Origin of the sequence: Pseudomonas sp. B21-032 (genome assembly GCF_024748965.1) — a bacterium.
Classification (GTDB): Bacteria; Pseudomonadota; Gammaproteobacteria; order Pseudomonadales; family Pseudomonadaceae; genus Aquipseudomonas.
Genome location: NZ_CP087180.1, coordinates 2294165 through 2310746, shown reverse-complemented (window position 1 = coordinate 2310746; position 16582 = coordinate 2294165). Strand labels below are relative to the sequence as shown.

General features: G+C 64.2%; 16 protein-coding genes and 1 pseudogene. 10 read left to right on the top strand and 7 right to left on the bottom strand.

Annotation, left to right across the window (positions count from 1 at the left end; all coding sequences use genetic code 11):
- Nucleotides 1-38: 38 nt before the first annotated feature.
- Nucleotides 39-950, bottom strand: a complete 912-nt coding sequence (locus LOY54_RS10630; protein ID WP_045201255.1) for a LysR substrate-binding domain-containing protein — start codon at nt 948-950, stop codon at nt 39-41.
- Between the two features lie 99 nt (nt 951-1049).
- Between LOY54_RS10630 and LOY54_RS10625 the strand changes: the two genes are divergently transcribed.
- From LOY54_RS10625 to LOY54_RS10595, 7 genes are all read left to right on the top strand, one after another.
- Nucleotides 1050-2141, top strand: a complete 1092-nt coding sequence (locus LOY54_RS10625) for a tartrate dehydrogenase (protein WP_045201254.1) — start codon at nt 1050-1052, stop codon at nt 2139-2141.
- A gap of 196 nt (nt 2142-2337) precedes the next feature.
- The gene (locus tag LOY54_RS10620) at nt 2338-3936 is read left to right on the top strand and encodes a BCCT family transporter (RefSeq protein WP_052676557.1); all 1599 of its coding nucleotides are present in this window, start codon (nt 2338-2340) and stop codon (nt 3934-3936) included.
- 188 nt (nt 3937-4124) lie between these two features.
- On the top strand, nt 4125-5246 hold the full coding sequence (locus LOY54_RS10615) for an aromatic ring-hydroxylating dioxygenase subunit alpha (RefSeq protein ID WP_045201252.1): 1122 nt from the start codon (nt 4125-4127) through the stop codon (nt 5244-5246).
- Nucleotides 5247-5297: 51 nt separating this feature from the next.
- Nucleotides 5298-6746 carry an NAD-dependent succinate-semialdehyde dehydrogenase gene (locus LOY54_RS10610; protein WP_258610349.1) on the top strand — a complete coding sequence of 483 codons (1449 nt, stop codon included), beginning with the start codon at nt 5298-5300 and terminating at the stop codon, nt 6744-6746.
- A gap of 57 nt (nt 6747-6803) precedes the next feature.
- Nucleotides 6804-7775: a PDR/VanB family oxidoreductase gene (locus LOY54_RS10605; RefSeq protein ID WP_093384445.1), complete on the top strand. Its 972-nt coding sequence runs from the start codon at nt 6804-6806 to the stop codon at nt 7773-7775.
- Between the two features lie 159 nt (nt 7776-7934).
- Nucleotides 7935-9017: a helix-turn-helix transcriptional regulator gene (locus LOY54_RS10600; protein WP_093384448.1), complete on the top strand. Its 1083-nt coding sequence runs from the start codon at nt 7935-7937 to the stop codon at nt 9015-9017.
- A gap of 31 nt (nt 9018-9048) precedes the next feature.
- Nucleotides 9049-9738, top strand: a complete 690-nt coding sequence (locus LOY54_RS10595) for a YoaK family protein (protein WP_045201248.1) — start codon at nt 9049-9051, stop codon at nt 9736-9738.
- 6 nt (nt 9739-9744) lie between these two features.
- Here LOY54_RS10595 and LOY54_RS10590 read toward each other — a convergent pair whose 3' ends face one another.
- Entirely contained in the window at nt 9745-10095 is a 351-nt protein-coding gene (locus LOY54_RS10590) for a DUF2322 family protein (protein WP_045201247.1), read from the bottom strand.
- A gap of 219 nt (nt 10096-10314) precedes the next feature.
- Here LOY54_RS10590 and LOY54_RS10585 point away from each other — a divergent pair, with 219 nt between their 5' ends.
- The gene (locus LOY54_RS10585; protein WP_176794274.1) at nt 10315-10470 is read left to right on the top strand and encodes a YceK/YidQ family lipoprotein; all 156 of its coding nucleotides are present in this window, start codon (nt 10315-10317) and stop codon (nt 10468-10470) included.
- Between the two features lie 12 nt (nt 10471-10482).
- Here the strand turns inward: LOY54_RS10585 and LOY54_RS10580 are convergent, their stop codons facing one another.
- Genes LOY54_RS10580 through LOY54_RS10570 form a run of 3 tightly spaced genes read right to left on the bottom strand, consistent with a single transcriptional unit; the run spans nt 10483 to nt 12913 of the window.
- Entirely contained in the window at nt 10483-11307 is an 825-nt protein-coding gene (locus LOY54_RS10580; RefSeq protein ID WP_258610348.1) for a methyltransferase domain-containing protein, read from the bottom strand.
- Nucleotides 11308-11333: 26 nt separating this feature from the next.
- Entirely contained in the window at nt 11334-11696 is a 363-nt protein-coding gene (locus LOY54_RS10575; protein ID WP_195883694.1) for a DUF1641 domain-containing protein, read from the bottom strand.
- Between the two features lie 26 nt (nt 11697-11722).
- Nucleotides 11723-12913 carry an FAD/NAD(P)-binding oxidoreductase gene (locus tag LOY54_RS10570; protein WP_258610347.1) on the bottom strand — a complete coding sequence of 397 codons (1191 nt, stop codon included), beginning with the start codon at nt 12911-12913 and terminating at the stop codon, nt 11723-11725.
- Nucleotides 12914-13113: 200 nt separating this feature from the next.
- Here LOY54_RS10570 and LOY54_RS10565 point away from each other — a divergent pair, with 200 nt between their 5' ends.
- Nucleotides 13114-13533 (top strand): RDD family protein, encoded by a 420-nt coding sequence (locus LOY54_RS10565; RefSeq protein WP_195883692.1) that lies wholly within the window; start codon nt 13114-13116, stop codon nt 13531-13533.
- Between the two features lies 1 nt (nt 13534).
- Here LOY54_RS10565 and LOY54_RS10560 read toward each other — a convergent pair whose 3' ends face one another.
- Nucleotides 13535-13933 carry a hypothetical protein gene (locus tag LOY54_RS10560; protein WP_258610346.1) on the bottom strand — a complete coding sequence of 133 codons (399 nt, stop codon included), beginning with the start codon at nt 13931-13933 and terminating at the stop codon, nt 13535-13537.
- 139 nt (nt 13934-14072) lie between these two features.
- Between LOY54_RS10560 and LOY54_RS10555 the strand changes: the two are divergent.
- Nucleotides 14073-15901: pseudogene (locus tag LOY54_RS10555) on the top strand (SLC13 family permease).
- On the opposite strand, the gene LOY54_RS10550 reads toward LOY54_RS10555, so the two are convergent.
- A complete protein-coding gene (locus LOY54_RS10550; protein WP_258610345.1) occupies nt 15873-16580 on the bottom strand; it encodes a DUF3313 domain-containing protein in 708 nt (235 codons plus the stop codon). The pseudogene LOY54_RS10555 and the gene LOY54_RS10550 overlap by 29 nt on opposite strands.
- Nucleotides 16581-16582: the final 2 nt, after the last annotated feature.

Genomic DNA, 16582 nt, shown 5'->3' with positions numbered 1-16582 from the left:
CCCGCTCCTACACAGGCTGTGGGAGCGGGCTTGCACCGCTAATCCGGCAAGCTATAACGCTCGGCAAAGTACTGGCGAAAAAACTCCACCGCCACCCGCACCTTGGCCGAGCTGGCCAAGGGCGAGGTGTACACCGCCCAGATGTCCGCCGGCTGGTGATACTCCGCCAGCACCTGCACCAGGCGCCCGTCGGCCAGGCTGTCGTGCACATCCCACCACGAGCGCAGCAAAATCCCGCGGCCATCCAGGCACCACTGGTGCGCCACTTCGCCGTGGTTGCTTGACAGGCTGCCGGTCACCCGCACGCTCTCCTCGCCATTGGGCCCTTGCAGCTGCCAGACACCAAACGGGTGGTCGCGCTCTTTGATTACCAGGCAATCATGGCTGGCCAGCTCGGCCAGCACCCCGGGCGTGCCGCGCCGGGCCAGGTAGGCCGGCGAGGCACAGAGTACCCGGCGGTTCCGGGCCAGCGGCTTGGCAATCAGGTTGGGGGCGATGGCATTGCCGACGCGTATGTCCAGGTCGACGCCCTCTTCGATCAGGTCCACCAGGCGGTCATGCACGTCCAGGCGTACATCCAGGCGCGGGTAGCGCTCGGCCAGTTCCGACAGCGCCGGGGCGACGAAACGCCGGCCCAGGCCCAGGCTGCTGGCAATCCGCAGTTGGCCCACCGGCTCGCGGTGCTGGGCGCTGATGTCGTCGCCCATGCGCTGCACCGCATCGAAAATCTGCTGCGCCCACTGGTACACCCGCTCGCCCTCCTCGCTCACTGTCACCCGCCGGGTGGTGCGGTGCAGCAGGCGCACTTCAAGGGTTTGCTCAAGCACGCGGATGCGCTTGCTGATGAACGCGGCCGACATGCCGAGCTCTTCGGCCACCGCCGCGAAGCTGGCGCGCTTGGCCACCTGAAGGAAGATATTGAGGTCGTCGAGGCTGGGAAGATTATTCACGATGCGTGCACTAAGAATCCATGAATCACGAGATTATCTCTGAATCCTGCCCTTATAGCATGAGCCGCACCTGTTCCCTAGACAACGAGTGCGCCCCTCATGAGCAAGACTTTCAGAATCGCCGCAATTCCCGGTGACGGCATCGGCAACGAAGTCCTCCCCGAAGGCATCCGCGTGGTCGAAGCCGCCGCGCGCAAGCATGGCCTGGACATCAGCTTCGAGTTCTTCGAATGGGCCAGCTGCGACTACTACCTGGCCCACGGCAAGATGATGCCGGACGACTGGTTCGAGCAGCTCAAGGATTTCGACGCCCTGTATTTCGGTGCAGTGGGCTGGCCCGACAAAGTCCCGGACCACATCTCGCTGTGGGGCTCGCTGCTGAAGTTTCGCCGCGACTTCGACCAGTACGTGAACATCCGCCCGGTGCGCCTGTTCCCTGGCGTGCCCTGCCCGCTGGCTGGCCGTGAGCCGGGCGATATCGATTTCGTGGTGATCCGCGAGAACACCGAAGGCGAATACTCGTCCCTGGGCGGGCGCATGTTCGAAGGCACTGACAACGAGTTCGTGCTGCAGGAGTCGGTGTTCACCCGCCGTGGTGTCGACCGCATCCTCAAGTACGCCTTCGAGGTGGCACAAACCCGCGAGCGCAAGCACGTGACCTCGGCGACCAAGTCCAACGGCATGGCCGTGAGCATGCCCTACTGGGACGAGCGCACCGCAGCCATGGCGGCCAATTATCCGGACATCACCTGGGACAAGCAGCACATTGATATCCTCTGCGCCCGCTTCGTGCTGCAGCCGGATCGCTTCGACGTGGTGGTGGCCTCGAACCTGTTCGGCGACATCCTCTCCGACCTCGGCCCGGCCTGCGCCGGCACCATCGGCATCGCGCCATCGGCCAACCTCAACCCCGAGCGCAAATTCCCGTCGCTGTTCGAGCCGGTGCACGGTTCGGCCCCGGACATCTACGGCAAGAACATCGCCAACCCGATCGCGATGATCTGGTCGGGCGCGCTGATGCTCGAGTTCCTTGGCAACGACGGCGCCGACCCGCGCTACCGCGCCGCCCACGACGACATCCTCAAGGCCATCGAGCAGGTCATTGCCGCCGGCGACACCACCCGCGACATGGGCGGGCAGAAGTCGACCCAGCAAGTCGGCGAAGCCATCAGCGCGCTGATCGAAGGTTGAGGACCATGGGCCGATTGTCAGAATTGTCTGACAAAACGGCCCCTTGGCTCTTGCGGGTGAAGCGGATTATCTGCAGAATCTGTTAACCGAAAGATTCACGTTAACCATTAGTTAACATAGAAGCAGGGAGTGCTGCCGCAACACCCCGGATTGCCTGCCGGGTATAGCTAAGAACGCCAACGTCCAGGAGACGATGATGTCGCACAAAAATAAAAAGATAGATGTGTTCCTGATTACCGTGAGTTTGATTGCCGTGCTGCTCACTGTCATCGGCCTTGCAGCCTTCCCGGGCGAAGCCGAGCACGCGGCCAACCAGTTGTTCGAACTGTCGACCCGGACCTTCGGCACCAGTGTCCAGGTGCTGGTGTTCGGCAGCTCGCTGGCGGTGCTGTACCTGGCCTTCAGCAAGTACGGCAACATCCGCCTGGGCAGTGGCAAACCCGAGTACGCCACCGCCACCTGGGTGTTCATGTTCATCTGCGCCGGCATGGGTTCCTCGACCCTGTACTGGGGCGTGATGGAATGGGCCTACTACTACCAGACCCCGGGCCTGAACATCGCCGCCGCTACCCCCAAGGCGCTCGAGTACAGCATCAGCTACTCGTTCTTCCACTGGGGCGTCAGCGCCTGGTCGATCTATGCCCTGGCCTCGCTGGCCATGGCCTATCACTTTCATGTACGCAAGAAGAGCGGCCTGAACCTGGCCTCGATCGTTGAAGCGGTGACCGGCTTCAAGGCCACCGGCCCGGTCGGGCGCAGCGTCGACCTGATCTTTTTGCTGACCATGATGGGCGCACTGACCGTGTCGCTGGCGCTCACCGCCTCGACCCTGACCCGTGGCCTGCATGACCTGGCTGGCACCCCGGACACCTTCACCGTGCAACTGCTGGTGATCGGTGCGGTGGCGGTGATGTTCTCGCTCAGCTCCTACATCGGTATCGATGGCGGCCTGCAGCGCCTGAGCAAGATGGTCTGTATCGGCGCCCTGGTGTTTGCCCTGGTGGTGCTGCTGGTCGGCCCGACCCAGTTCACCATCAACAACACCGCCAACTCGATTGGCCTGATGATCCAGAACTACGTGCACATGAGCCTGTTCACCGACCCGGCCGGCGATGGTGCCTTTACCCGCAACTGGACGGTGTTCTACTGGCTCTGGTGGGTGTCCTACGCGCCAGGCGTGGCCATGTTCGTGACTCGCGTATCGCGCGGCCGGCAAATCAAGGAAGTGGTCATGGCCCTGCTGCTCGGTGGCAGCTTCGGTTGCTGGTTCTTCTTCGGTGCGCTGGAAAGCTACAGCATGCACCAGTTCATCACCGGCGCCGTCGACGTGCCGAAGATGCTCAGCGAACAAGGCGGCGAATCGGCGGTGACCCATCTGCTGCTGGCCTTGCCGTGGGGCCAGGTGTTCCTGGGCGTGTACCTGTTCATCATGGCGATCTTCTGCGCCTCGCACATGGACGCCGCCGCCTATGCCGTGGCCGCCACCAGCACCCGCAACCTGCGCGAAGGCGACGACCCGACGCCGACCCACCGCCTGTTCTGGTGCGTGGTGCTGACCCTGGTGCCGCTGGCCATGCTGTTCGCCAAGGCCTCGTTGTCGACCATGAAGACCGCCGTGGTGCTCACCGCCATCCCGTTCATGGTGATCCTGCTGGTGAAGATCTACGGCTTCTTCAAATGGATGATCGAAGACTACGGCCAGGTCCCGGCCTACCGCATCGAGGAAGAAGCGGCGCGCATGGCCGGTGAAGAACCGGCGCAAAAAGCCCCGCGCAGCGCCGCCGCAGTGCACTGATCACACACCTGTGGGAGCGGGCTTGCTGTGGGAGCGGGCTTGCCCCGCGATAGCGATCTGAGCCTCGTACAGGCCAGATCGCGGGGCAAGCCTGCTCCTACAACAGCAGTAAATTTTTTTGCCTGATTTGTTAACTGATAGATACGCGTTAACCAATAACTAAAAACCGTGCTTGTGAGACCCCGATCATGAATGACTTCAAACGCCTGCCCGCCGATTTCTGCGCCAACGCCGAAGAGGCGTTCACCATCCCAGCGAGCTTCTACACCCAGGCCGCGGTGTTCGAGCACGAGAAAGAAAACATCTTCGCCCGCAGCTGGATCTGCGTCGGCCACCGCAGTGAAGTGGCCGAGAACAACGCCTACATCACCCGTGAAGTGATCGGCGAAAGCATCATTGTCGTGCGCGGTCGCGACAGCATCCTGCGCGCCTTCTACAACGTCTGCCCGCACCGTGGCCACCAGTTGCTCAGCGGCAGCGGCAAGGCCAAGAACGTCATCACCTGCCCGTACCACGCCTGGACCTTCAAGCTCGACGGCGACCTGGCCCACGCCCGCAACTGCGACAACGTGGTCAACTTCGACAAAGAGAACTCGACCCTGGTGCAGCTGCGCGTCGAAGAATACGCAGGCTTCATCTTCATCAACATGGACATGCAAGCGGGTTCGGTCGAAGACCAGTTGCCCGGCCTGCAAGCGCGCATGCGTGAAGCCTGCGGCGTGATCGACGACCTGCACCTGGCCGCGCGCTTTGTCAGCGACACCCCGGCCAACTGGAAGTCGATCGTCGACAACTACCTCGAGTGCTACCACTGCGCCCCGGCCCACCCGGGCTTCTCCGACTCGGTCGACGTCGGCCAGTACAGCCACAGCATGCATGGCAACTGGACCCTGCAGTACGGCCTGGCGAAACCTTCGGAGCAGTCGTTCAAGTTCGACGAAAGCGTCAAGGACCCCTCCTTCGCAGGTTTCTGGGCCTGGCCGTGCACCATGTTCAACGTGCCGCCGGGAGCCAACTTCATGACCGTGATCTACGAGTTCCCGGTCGATGCCGAAACCACCCTGCAGCACTACGACATCTATTTCCTCAACAAGGACATCAGCGAAGAGCAGCAAAAGCTCATCGACTGGTACCGCGAAGTGTTCCGCCCCGAAGACCTGCGCCTGGTCGAGAGCGTGCAGAAAGGCCTCAAGTCGCGCGGCTACCGTGGCCAGGGCCGGATCATGGCCGACCGTGAGCGCAGCGGCATGAGCGAGCACGGCATTGCTCACTTCCACAACCTGATCGCCGTCGCCCACCTCAACGACTGATACCGCCCGCCGCAGGCCTGACCGCCTGCGGCGCGCTTCGGAGTGCCTTGCGTGAAACTCAATGACAACAAGCTGTTCCGCCAGCAGGCCTACATTGCCGGGCGCTGGTGCGACGCCGATGACCGGCGCAGCCTGCCAGTAACCGACCCGGCCACCGGCGAGCTGCTCGGCAGCGTGCCGCTGATGGCCGGCAACGAAGCGGTGCGCGCCATCGAAGCCGCCGAAGCGGCCCTGGCCGACTGGCGCGGGCGCACCGCCAAGGAGCGCGCCCAGGTGCTGCGTCGCTGGTTCGAACTGCTGCTCGAACACGAACAGGACCTCGCCCGGCTGATGACCTTCGAACAGGGCAAGCCGCTGCACGAAGCCCTGGGTGAAATCCGCTACGCCGCCTCCTTCGTCGAATGGTTCGCCGAAGAAGGCAAGCGCGTTTATGGCGACGTGATCCCCAGCCCGTCCAACGACAAACGCCTGCTGGTGATCAAACAAGGCATCGGCGTGTGCACCGCCATCACCCCGTGGAACTTCCCGGCGGCGATGATCACCCGCAAGGTCGCTCCGGCCCTGGCCGCCGGCTGCACCATGGTGGTCAAGCCGGCCAACGAAACACCGTTCTGCGCCCTGGCCCTGGCCGAGCTTGCCGAGCGCGCCGGGGTACCGGCCGGGGTGTTCAGCGTGGTCACCGGCGATGCCCCGGCGATTGGCGCGCAGTTCACCGGCCACCCGAGCGTGCGCAAGCTGAGCTTCACCGGCTCGACGCCTATCGGCCGCCTGCTGATGGGCCAGTGCGCCGAGACCATCAAGAAAGTCAGCCTGGAACTGGGCGGCAACGCGCCGTTCATTGTCTTCGCCGATGCCGACATCGACGCGGCGGTCGAAGGCGCCATCGTCGCCAAGTACCGCAACGCCGGGCAGACCTGCGTGTGCGTCAACCGCTTCTACGTGCACGACAGTGTGTATGAGCAGTTTGCCCAGCGCTTCGTCGAACGCGTACGCGCCCTGGAAGTCGGCCATGGCAGCGCCGCCAGCAGCCAGATCGGCCCGCTGATCAGCGACAAGGCGGTGGCCAAGGTCCGCAGCCTGATCGACGACGCGCTCGGCAAAGGCGCCGAGCTGGTGCTCGGCGGCAAGGCCCATGCCCTGGGCGGCAACTTCTTCGAACCCACCGTGCTGGCCAACATTGGCCCGGGCATGGAGCTGCTCGAAGAAGAAATCTTCGGCCCGGTGGCGGCGCTGGTGCGCTTTAGCAGCGACGAGCAGGTCATTGCCCTGGCCAACGCCACCCAGTACGGCCTCGCCGCCTACTTCTACAGCCGCGATATCGCCCGGGTGTTCAAGGTCGCCGAGCAGCTGGAGTACGGCATGGTCGGGGTCAACACCGGGCTGATCTCCAACGAGGTCGCGCCGTTCGGTGGCATCAAGCAATCGGGCCTGGGCCGTGAAGGCTCCAAGTACGGCATCGAGGATTATCTGGAAATCAAATACCTGTGCCTGGCGGTCTGAGCACAGGTTCCGACACGCGGCAGGGCCTGCCGCGTGCTGTTGCAGTCGAGGTGAAACATGGCCAACAAGTATGAAATGTTCAGCGTGCAGGTAACCGAAGTCGAACAGGCAACGCCGCTGATCAAGCGCTTCACCCTGGCCCGCGAAGACGGCGCGCCGATGCCCGCCTTCACCGGCGGCAGCCATGTCATCGTGCAGATGCAGGGCGCCGATGGCAGCCAGTTCAGCAACGCCTACTCGCTGATGAGCGACCCGCGCGACACCCGCAGCTACCAGATCGGCGTGCGCCTTGAAGAGCAGTCCAAGGGCGGCTCGGCGTTCATGCACCAGCAGGTGCAGGTTGGCAGCCGCCTGACCATCTCCTCGCCGAACAACCTGTTCGCCCTCGACCCCAGCGCCGGGCGCCATGTGCTGATTGCCGGCGGCATCGGCATCACACCGTTCCTGGCCCAGTTGCACGAGCTGGAAGGTGGCGCCACTGATTACGAGCTGCACTACGCCTTCCGCGCCCCGGAGCACGGTGCCTTCCAGCAGCAACTGGAAAGCGGCCCGCATGCCGGCAACACCCGTTTCTACATCGACAGCCTCGAGCGCAAGCTCGACCTCGCCGCGCTGTGCGCCGGCCTGGCGGACGATGCCCACCTGTATGTGTGCGGGCCCAAGCCGCTGATCGATGCGGTGATCGCCACCGCCGCCAAGGCCGGCATCGGCGAGCAGCGCGTGCACTGGGAGCAGTTCGCCGCCGCCCCGGTGACCGGCGCCGCCTTCACCGTGGTGCTGGCCCGTTCCGGCACCGAACTGCAGGTCGAGGAAGGCATGACCATCCTCCAGGCCATCGAGAAGTCCAAGGCCGCCAAGGTCGAATGCCTGTGCCGCGAAGGCGTGTGCGGCACCTGCGAGACGGCGATCCTTGAAGGCGAGGCCGAGCACTTTGACCAATACCTGAGCGATGACGAAAAGGCCGCGCAGCAGAGCATGATGCTCTGTGTCTCGCGGGCCCGCTCGGCGCGCTTGGTGTTGGATCTGTAGGCATCAAGCTCCAAGTTTCAAGCCTCAAGCTGCAAGACAGGTACGCTCAGGCTCCTCTTGCAGCTTGAAGCTTGAAGCTTGCAGCTCGAAGCTTGAAGCTTGAAGCTGCCCCACAGGTATACTGGCAGGCTCTTGGCCCCCGATAAGGACACCCTGCCGATGATGGAAAACAGTTTCGCCTTTCGCCTCAAGGAACTGCTCGAGCATCACAAGCTGACGTTGCAAGCCGTCGGCACGGCCCTGGGGATCTCGCGCACGGCGGTACACAAATGGACCCGTGGCGGCGAAATCGACTACGACAACCTGCGCAAGCTGGCCGATTTTCTCAAGGTCAACTGGATCTGGCTGCGCTACGGCGAGGAAGCCCTGCAGAACATCCAGCAGCCGCAGGTGGTCGAGCTGCCGATGACCGACCTGCGCCGGCGCTACACCGCCCAGATCATGGAAAGCGAAACGCGCATGAAACTGGCCCAGGAAGGTGCGCGCATCGTCACCTGGGAGTGGAACCTGATCAGCGACGAAGTTACCTACTCGCCCAACGTCGAGCAGGTCTATGGCTGGCCGGTGCATCGCAACGAAGACTTCTGGGCCCACCTGCCGGCCGAAGACGTCGAGCACATGCAGGCCATGTACGCCCAGGCGGTGGCCGACGGCAGTGGCTGCGAATGCGATTTTCGCATCACCCGCCCCGACGGCGAGGTGCGCTGGATTGCTTCCCGGGCCACGGTGCTGCGCGACAGTGCCGGGCGTTCGGTGAAGATGGTCGGCATCAGCATGGACAACACCGAGCGCAAGGTCGCCGAAGAAGAACTGCGCAACAGTGAAGAGCGCTTCCGGGCGATCTTTGAACTTGCCTGGGGCGCCCTCGCCTACATCGACCCCGACGGCAGCTGGCAGCGGGTCAACAACAGCCTCTGCGAGCTGCTCGGCTACCGCGCCGAAGAACTCTACGGCATGACCTTCCAGCAGATCACCCACCCCGATGACCTGGCCGCCAACCTGCAGTTGCTGCAGGCCATGCTCGCGGGCCAGAGCGAGCGCTACGAGGTGGAAAAACGCGTGCGCCGCAAGAACGGCGAGTACCTCTGGGTGCGCGCGCGCACCTCGCTGCAGCGCCGCCGGGACGGTGCGCCGGAGCACCTGATCAGCGTGTTCGAGGACATCAGCGCCGAGCGCTGCGAGCACGAGCGCCTGCAGGCGCATATCGCCGGGCTCGAAGCACGGCTGACAGAGAAACCCTAAGCCCACTCATCGCTTATCGGGAGCGCCAAGGATGCTGCCAGGTTCCACCTCCACTTCTGCCCGGGTCGCGCGCCTGCGCGGCAGGGTCGGCTTGTATTTTGTCGCCGCACTGTCGGTGCTGGCCGGCATGACCGACGCCATCGGCTTCATGGCCACCGGCGATTTCGTCTCGTTCATGAGCGGCAACACCACGCGCCTGGCGGTATCCCTAGGTGCAGGTGAGCTGGCGCCGATCCTGCGCATTGGCGCGGTGCTGCTGGCCTTTGTCGTCGGCAATGCCCTGGGCGTGGTGATCGCGCGCCTGAGCGGCCGCCGCCCGTGCCCGCTGCTGCTGATCATCGCCGCGCTGCTGGGGTTGGCGGCACTATTGCCCAGCACCCTGCAACTGCCGGCACTGGTCTCGGCCGTCACCGCCATGGGCATGATCAACGCCGTGGTTGAAGAGGTGAACGGCCTGCCGATCGGCCTCACCTATGTCACCGGCGCGCTGTCGCGCTTTGGCCGGGGCCTGGGCCGGGCGCTGCTGGGCGAGCGCCGGCAAGGCTGGCGGGTGCAGTTGATTCCGTGGACCGGGATGTTCGTCGGCGCCGTGCTCGGGGTGCTGCTGGAGCAGGCCTTCGATCTGGCCGCACTGCTGTTCAGCGCCCTGCTGGCCGCCGCGCTGGGTTTGATCTCGCTGAAGATCCCGCGGCGCTGGCAGCTCAGGTACATGCCGCGCTAGGCAGATTTACAGGCAGGTGGCCAGGGCCGCCATGCGCCGCAGGGCGACGTTGTCGTTGTGCTTGGCGTAGTAACTGACCGCAGTGCTGGCGCCCTGGGCCTTGATGTCGGCAAAGGACTCCGCCTCACGGGTGTAGACGGTGAAGCCGCCTTGCTTGCCAGGCTCGAGGTAGCCGCTGGCATCGACCCCGAAGACGTCCTCGTCCTGCCAGCCGAACTGGATGCACTGGGCAACCACATCCGCCGCCTTGGTCGAGGTGAAGGCCTTGGTCGGCGCCTGGCCGCGCGCCGCCTCCATGGCCGAAGACGCACACCCGGCCAACAACGCTGCAGCGACCATCGCCATTACTACCCGCATGACTCATCCTCGTCAGAAAAAAGACGTGACTGTAGCATTGCCCGGGCGTCAAAGAGACAACCCGCGTGCATAAAGCACCGGTTTCATCTGCCAAGGAAGCGCACCATCAGAACCCTCGCCTGCCTGCTGCTCAGCAGCACCCTCGCCCTCTCTGCCTGCGGCTCGATCATGGGCCGGGGCTCGGGCTACTACTCTGAGCGCCCCTCCGATGGCGCCTTCATGGGCAGCCGCTCGAATGTGGCGATGCTGTTCGCCCCGACCTACCTGCAGTACTGCTGGCCAACCCTGGTCTGCCCGGCGGCCTTTATCGTCTCGCTGCCGGTGGACGTGACCCTGGACGTGGTGCTGCTGCCCTACGACATCGCCCGGCGCTGACACCGGGCAACCTCACAGGGTGGCAACGATAAAGGTGCGCTTGAACGGGAACAGCGTGCGACCGTCTTCCTCCTGCGGGTAGTGCGCGTGCAAGAGCTTCAGGTACTTGTCGAGAAAGGCCTGGCGTTCGACCTCGTCCAGGGCAGTGAGCACCGGGCGCAGGGCCGAGACCTTGACCCAGTCGAAGATCGGCGAATTGCCCTCGACCACCTGCAGGTGCTCGGTCTCCCAGATGTCCAGCTCGCGGGTCAGCGGCGCCAGCAAGCGGTAGTAGCTGTCCAGCGTCAGCACATTGCGCGCGGCCATGAACTTGCGCAGTTCCAGGGTCCCTAACGGCCGGCCACTGGGCCCGGGCTCGCTGAGGGCCCGCAGCATCAACTGGTACCAGGGCGCATCGCGCCAGTTGGGCATGTGCGCAGCCAGGCAGCCGCCCGCCTGCAACTGCCCGAGCAAGCGCGGCAACAGGCTTTCGTGGTCTTCGATAAAGTGCAGCACGGCGGCAGCGAACAGCAGGTTAGCCGGTTTTTGCGCCTGCCACTGGCTGACATCGACATGCAGCCAGTTGACGCTGATCGGCAGTGCCAGCGCCTCCTGGAGCATCTCGACCGAACTGTCGACGCCGAACAGCTCGGCCCGTGGCCAGCGCTCGGCGAGCAGGCGCGTGGCGATGCCGGTGCCGCAGCCCAGGTCATAGATGCATTCGGGTGAGTCCAGGTGCAGGTGGTCGAGCAATTCCAGCACCGGGCGTTCGCGCAGGCGGGCAAACTGCAGGTAGCTTTGGGGGTCCCAGGCGCTGTTGGCGCCGGGTGCGGTGGTGCGTTTACGCGGTTCGAGCATGACGGTGGTCCTCTAGCTCCGTGCGATCAATCCTGTCGTCCAATGACATTCAATACTCTGAGTACCAGGGCAAGCCCTCGACGGGTGTGCGGGTCTCGTAGCAGCAACAGCAGGCCATACAGGCTGGGGGTGGGTTGGTTGCGGGTTTGCGCCGAGGCCATGCGCAAGGCATTGCCCAGGTTCCAGCTCAGGGCCGTGGCCTCCTCGAACAACCCCGAGAGTTTCTCGACCATGGCCGCATCGAGCAGGTCGACAAGGTCGGCGCTCAGTGACAGCAGGTCGACGACGTTGTCCAGGCGGCCACTGTCGAGCAGCGGCTGGAGTTTGCGCAGCAGGGCGTCCAGGCCCGGGTTGGCGCTCACTACGGCGGGTGAATCGATAGCATCCATGACACTCGGCTCCTCCCGTTGTCGGGTCAAAGCACTCCACGGGCCACGGCCCAGTACAGGCCGCGGTTGAATCCATTGCGCAACAGGCTGCCAAGCTTGGTCGGCGGCGTCGGCAGCACGTCGTGAAGGTAGTCGTAGCACAGCGGCATGCCCATCCCCAGGCCCATCTGCGCCGCAGCCTGGACCTTGCCGTCGTACACCGCGCAGGTGCTGCCCAGGCGGATTTCGCCGGCGATGTTGTTGGCGATTATCGGTGCCTGGTTGTGGCAGGCGCCGCCGGCCTTGCTGATCGGCAGGTCGACGCTGTCGCCGATCACATACACGCCGTCCAGGCCATAGACCTGCAGGGTTTCGTGGTTGGTCGGCAGCCAGCCTTCGTTGTTCGGCGCGCGCGAGGCGCCGCTGTGCAACACGGCATCCACCGCGCGGATTGGCGGCGTGGCCATGAGAATGTCGAACGGCTGCGCGTCACCCTCTTCGGAGTAGGCAATGCGCTGTGCGGGGTCGACCTTGCTGAGGGTGAAGCCGCGCTGGAAGCGGATGTTCTTCTGCGCGAAAATGCCCGGCAGGATCTCGCCGGTGGGCCGCTGCAAGAACAGGCAATTGCGCAGCAGCTGCGCGGTGCTCGGGTAGGTGTAGATGATCTCGACCTTGTCGCGCACCCCGCGCTGGCGCAGGTAGTCGTCGAGCATCAGGGTGGTTTCCACCGGAGCGATGCCGCATTGGTGCGGCACGTTGGGGGTTTGCGGAAACGACACGGTGATGAAAATCCGCCCCTTCTCGATGCTCGCCAGGCGCCGCGCCAGTTGCCGCGCCGGCTCGTACTGGTAGAAGTGGTCACCGGCCTCCTGCAGGCCCTCGATACGCTCCGGGGCGGGCACGCAGCCGGTGGCGATCACCAGAAAGTCATAGCCATAGCGCTTGCCTGAGCGGGTATGCAGGGTTTGCCCGGCGAAATCGAAGTGGGTGACTTCCTGCACCTGGAAGTCGATTTCCGGGCGCAGCAACGAGCGCTGCGGGCGCTTGAGCTCGTTTTCGAAGAACTGATTGAAGGCCACGTACATGAACGCGGGCTTGTAGTAGTGATGAGCGGAATTGGACAGCAGGGTTACGCGCACCTGCTCGCTGAGCACTTCCGGGTAGAGCTTGCTTACCAGTTGATTGGCCAGCATCGTACCGCCGACGCCGCCACCCACAATGACAATATGCCTGGCCATTGAGTCGCATCCCTGCTGTGGATCCAATCCACATGGTTAAAGCACCGGCGACAATAAGCAAATACTCCTTGGCTATAAGTGTTAATCCGTTGGTGCAAGAATTTGCGAGCGCATCAGGGGGTTGCTGCCAATCCAGGCCGTGCGTTAAAGCGCCAGGAATGCGACCATCGCCCCACCTCGCAAGGATCAGCGCCATCACCATGCACGTCTCCCGCACCACCCTGATCATCCGCCGCATCGGCGCCTGGCTGCTCGATACCCTGCTCGCCCTTGGCGCCTGGTTTGTGCTGGCCGTGCTCGGCTATGGCCGTGGCGAAGACGGCATGCTGCTGATGCAGCTGCTGTACTTCCCGGTATTTGAATACCTGATGCGCGGGCGAACCCCGGGCAAGCTGCTGCTGGGGCTGATGGTGATCAACCGCGCCGGCCAGCCGCCGAACCTGTTGCAGGCGCTGGTGCGCGGTATCACCCGGCCGTTCGAGGCCGCCTTTGGCCTGATCGTCATCTGGCTGTGCGCCGAGTCGCGCCATTGCCAGCGGCCCGGCGACTGGCTGGCGCGCACCTATGTGATCGACAGCCGCGACCTCAGGGTGCTGCGCCAGCAGGCAGGCACCGGCTAACTTACAAAGCCTCGTCGGCGTCCTCGTCTGCTTCGACTTCACGCTTGTTGGCCATGCCGTTCATCAGCCCTATCACCCCCGCCACGTAAAGCCCGGCCAGGCACATGATCACCGAGGGCTCGACGCCGAAAATCATCTGCGAGATACCCGCTATCGCCAACACCAGCAGGCCGCCGAAGACGTTGGTGTCGATGTTGTGGTGATTGAGCAAAAACGTGCCCAGCAACGCCAGGGCCACCAGGCTGAAGCAGATGGCGATGTAGGAGTAGGCCTTGAAATCCCAGATCAGAAAGACATTGATCGTCGAGGTGTAGTTGATGATGTAGCCGATCAGCGTGATGCAGCCAATGAAACCGAGGGCCACGGCGGTGCCCTTCCAGTTGCTGGTGTTGTGGTCCAAAACGTTCTTCCTTGAATGAGCAAAAATCGGCGGCCACTCTACCACCGATCCGCGGCAATGCCCCGCACGCTGCAGCACATCAACGAACTGGCGCTGGTTTTCTGCCAAACTTGCAGCCTTCAGGTATCAGGATGACTGCATGAACCACGATCTGCTCTGGGTACTCGGCCTGCTGTTCAGCGCCGTGGCCCTGTTCATCGCCAACCGGCCACGCATGGACGTGGTCGCCCTGCTGGTGATCGTCGCCCTGCCGCTGCTGGGCATCATCAGCGTGCAGGAAGCCCTGGCCGGTTTCAGCGACCCCAACGTGGTGCTGATCGCCGCCCTGTTCGTGATCGGCGAAGGCCTGGTGCGTACCGGCATCGCCTACCGCATCGGCGAGTGGATGGCCGACCGCGCCGGCAACAGCGAAGCGCGGCTGATTGTCTTGCTGATGGTCTGCGTCGCCGGCCTGGGCTCGGTGATGAGCTCCACCGGGGTGGTGGCGATCTTCATTCCGGTGGTGTTGAGCATTGCCGCGCGCATGCAGGTCTCGCCCAGCCGGCTGATGATGCCGCTGGCCTTCGCCGGCTTGATCAGCGGCATGCTCAGCCTGGTGGCAACCCCGCCCAACGTGGTGGTGCACAGTGAACTGGTGCGCCATGGCGAAAGCGGTTTCAGCTTCTTCAGCTTTACCCCGTTCGGCCTGGTGGTGCTGTTGCTGGGGTTGGCTACATGCTCCTGACCCGCCACTGGCTGGGCGGCGAAGTGCGCAAGGACGGCAGCGCGCAAACCCGCCGCACCCTGCTCGACCTGATCATCGACTACAAGCTCGCCGGCCGCGAACGGCGCCTGCGCGTGCGCCCCGGTTCGCCCTTGATCGGCCACAGCCTGAGCGAACTGAAACTGCGCACCGAACACGGCGCCAGCGTGGTCGGCATCGAGCGCCAGCACAAGTTCACCACCCGCGTGCTCAGCCCCGATTCGAGCACCACGGTGCACGAAGGCGACGTGTTGCTGCTCGACCTGTTCGCGCCCAAGGACGACCTGCGCCGCCTGTGCCAGAGCATGCAGCTGGAACCGCTGCACTTCAAGGCCGCCTACTTCATCGACCAGTCCCAGGAAGTGGGCATGGCCGAAGTGGCGGTGCCGCCGGGCTCGCAATTGATCGGCAAGAGCCTGCTGGAGCTGACCTTCCGCAGCCGCTGGGGCCTCAACGTGGTAGGCCTGCGCCGCGACCAGAACGCCATCGAAGATCAACTGGTGGAAGAAAAACTCAAGCTCGGCGATACCCTGCTGGTGATCGGCACCTGGAAAGCCATTCGCCAGTTGCAGACCCAGCCGCGGGACTTCCTGGTACTGAGCCTGCCAGCGGAAATCGACAACGTCGCCCCGGCCGGCAACCGCGCGCCCTATGCGCTGATCAGCCTGGCGGTGATGGTCGGGCTGATGGTCAGCGGCGTGGTGCCCAACGTGATTGCCGCGCTGATCGGCTGCCTGCTGATGGGCGCCGGGCGTTGCATCGACATGAACAGCGCCTACCGCGCCATCCACTGGCAGAGCCTGGTGCTGATCGTCGGCATGCTGCCGTTCGCCCTGGCCCTGCAGAAAACCGGCGGCATCGCCCTGGCCGTGCACGGCCTGGTGCAGATGCTCGGCAGCGCCGGGCCCTACGTGATCCTCGCCAGCCTGTTCGCCATCACCGCGATCATCGGCCTGTTCATCTCCAACACCGCCACCGCGGTACTGATGGCGCCGGTGGCGGTGACCACCGCCGAGCAACTGGGCGCCTCGCCCTACCCCTTTGCGATGATCGTCGCCCTGGCCGCCTCGGCGGCGTTCATGACCCCGGTATCGTCGCCGGTCAACACCCTGGTGCTCGGCCCCGGCCAGTATCGCTTCGGCGATTTCGTCAAGGTCGGGGTGCCGTTCACCCTGCTGGTGATGGTGGTCAGCGTGATCATGGTGCCTTGGCTGTTTGCCCTGTGACGGCGCCGCGCTTCTGCGCCTGGAGGGTTTCGGCGGCCTGGCGCCAGTCCCGCGCCCAGCCATCAAGGACCACCTTGAGGTTGTCGGCGGTCATCACCTGATCGTCGTTCTCCAGCGGCAGGCCGGTGCCCTTGCGCACAACCTCGGCAACCACCGCGCGGCTGCCGCCGTCGAGGAACGCTGCTTCGGTGGCGATCACGCTGTCCAGATCGCGAATACCGACGGCGCTGCTGACCCCGGCGGCCACCAGGGTCACCGGCAGGTATTCATAAAAATGCAGCGCCTGGGTATGGGCGCCCACCGAGGTGATCGCCGGGCGCACGATCAAGGTGTGCGGGCCGGGCTGCTCGACCAGGTTGAGGACCTTGCCCAGTTCGCGCTTGAGCGCCGCATCGTAGTAACGGGTTACCGCCTGCAGGGTGCTCGCCGGGATCTGCGCACTGGCCTTGGGCATCGGGTAGAACTGGCTCGGGGCAATGTACACCTGGCTGTAGCGCTCCATGCGCAGCTTGGGGCTGACCCAGCGCAGCACGGCGTCGCCGGAAGCGGTCTTGTGTTCGCTCAGCTGGTCGTAGTTGCGCAAAAAGCCCGAGTACTCCTTGGGGCTGACCTTGTTCTGGCTGCAACCGGCCAGCAGCAGCGAGGCGCTCAACAGCGGTACGATCAATTGCTTGCGCATGC

Coding starts and splice junctions, on each gene's coding strand:
- LOY54_RS10565 (WP_195883692.1), top strand. CDS start 13,114: ATGCACGTCTCCCGCACCACCCTGATCATCCGCCGCATCGGCGCCTGG.
- LOY54_RS10600 (WP_093384448.1), top strand. CDS start 7,935: ATGATGGAAAACAGTTTCGCCTTTCGCCTCAAGGAACTGCTCGAGCAT.
- LOY54_RS10620 (WP_052676557.1), top strand. CDS start 2,338: ATGTCGCACAAAAATAAAAAGATAGATGTGTTCCTGATTACCGTGAGT.
- LOY54_RS10580 (WP_258610348.1), bottom strand. CDS start 11,307: ATGCTCGAACCGCGTAAACGCACCACCGCACCCGGCGCCAACAGCGCC.
- LOY54_RS10590 (WP_045201247.1), bottom strand. CDS start 10,095: ATGCGGGTAGTAATGGCGATGGTCGCTGCAGCGTTGTTGGCCGGGTGT.
- LOY54_RS10625 (WP_045201254.1), top strand. CDS start 1,050: ATGAGCAAGACTTTCAGAATCGCCGCAATTCCCGGTGACGGCATCGGC.
- LOY54_RS10550 (WP_258610345.1), bottom strand. CDS start 16,580: ATGCGCAAGCAATTGATCGTACCGCTGTTGAGCGCCTCGCTGCTGCTG.
- LOY54_RS10575 (WP_195883694.1), bottom strand. CDS start 11,696: ATGGATGCTATCGATTCACCCGCCGTAGTGAGCGCCAACCCGGGCCTG.
- LOY54_RS10595 (WP_045201248.1), top strand. CDS start 9,049: ATGCTGCCAGGTTCCACCTCCACTTCTGCCCGGGTCGCGCGCCTGCGC.
- LOY54_RS10570 (WP_258610347.1), bottom strand. CDS start 12,913: ATGGCCAGGCATATTGTCATTGTGGGTGGCGGCGTCGGCGGTACGATG.
- LOY54_RS10585 (WP_176794274.1), top strand. CDS start 10,315: ATGGGCAGCCGCTCGAATGTGGCGATGCTGTTCGCCCCGACCTACCTG.
- LOY54_RS10605 (WP_093384445.1), top strand. CDS start 6,804: ATGGCCAACAAGTATGAAATGTTCAGCGTGCAGGTAACCGAAGTCGAA.
- LOY54_RS10615 (WP_045201252.1), top strand. CDS start 4,125: ATGAATGACTTCAAACGCCTGCCCGCCGATTTCTGCGCCAACGCCGAA.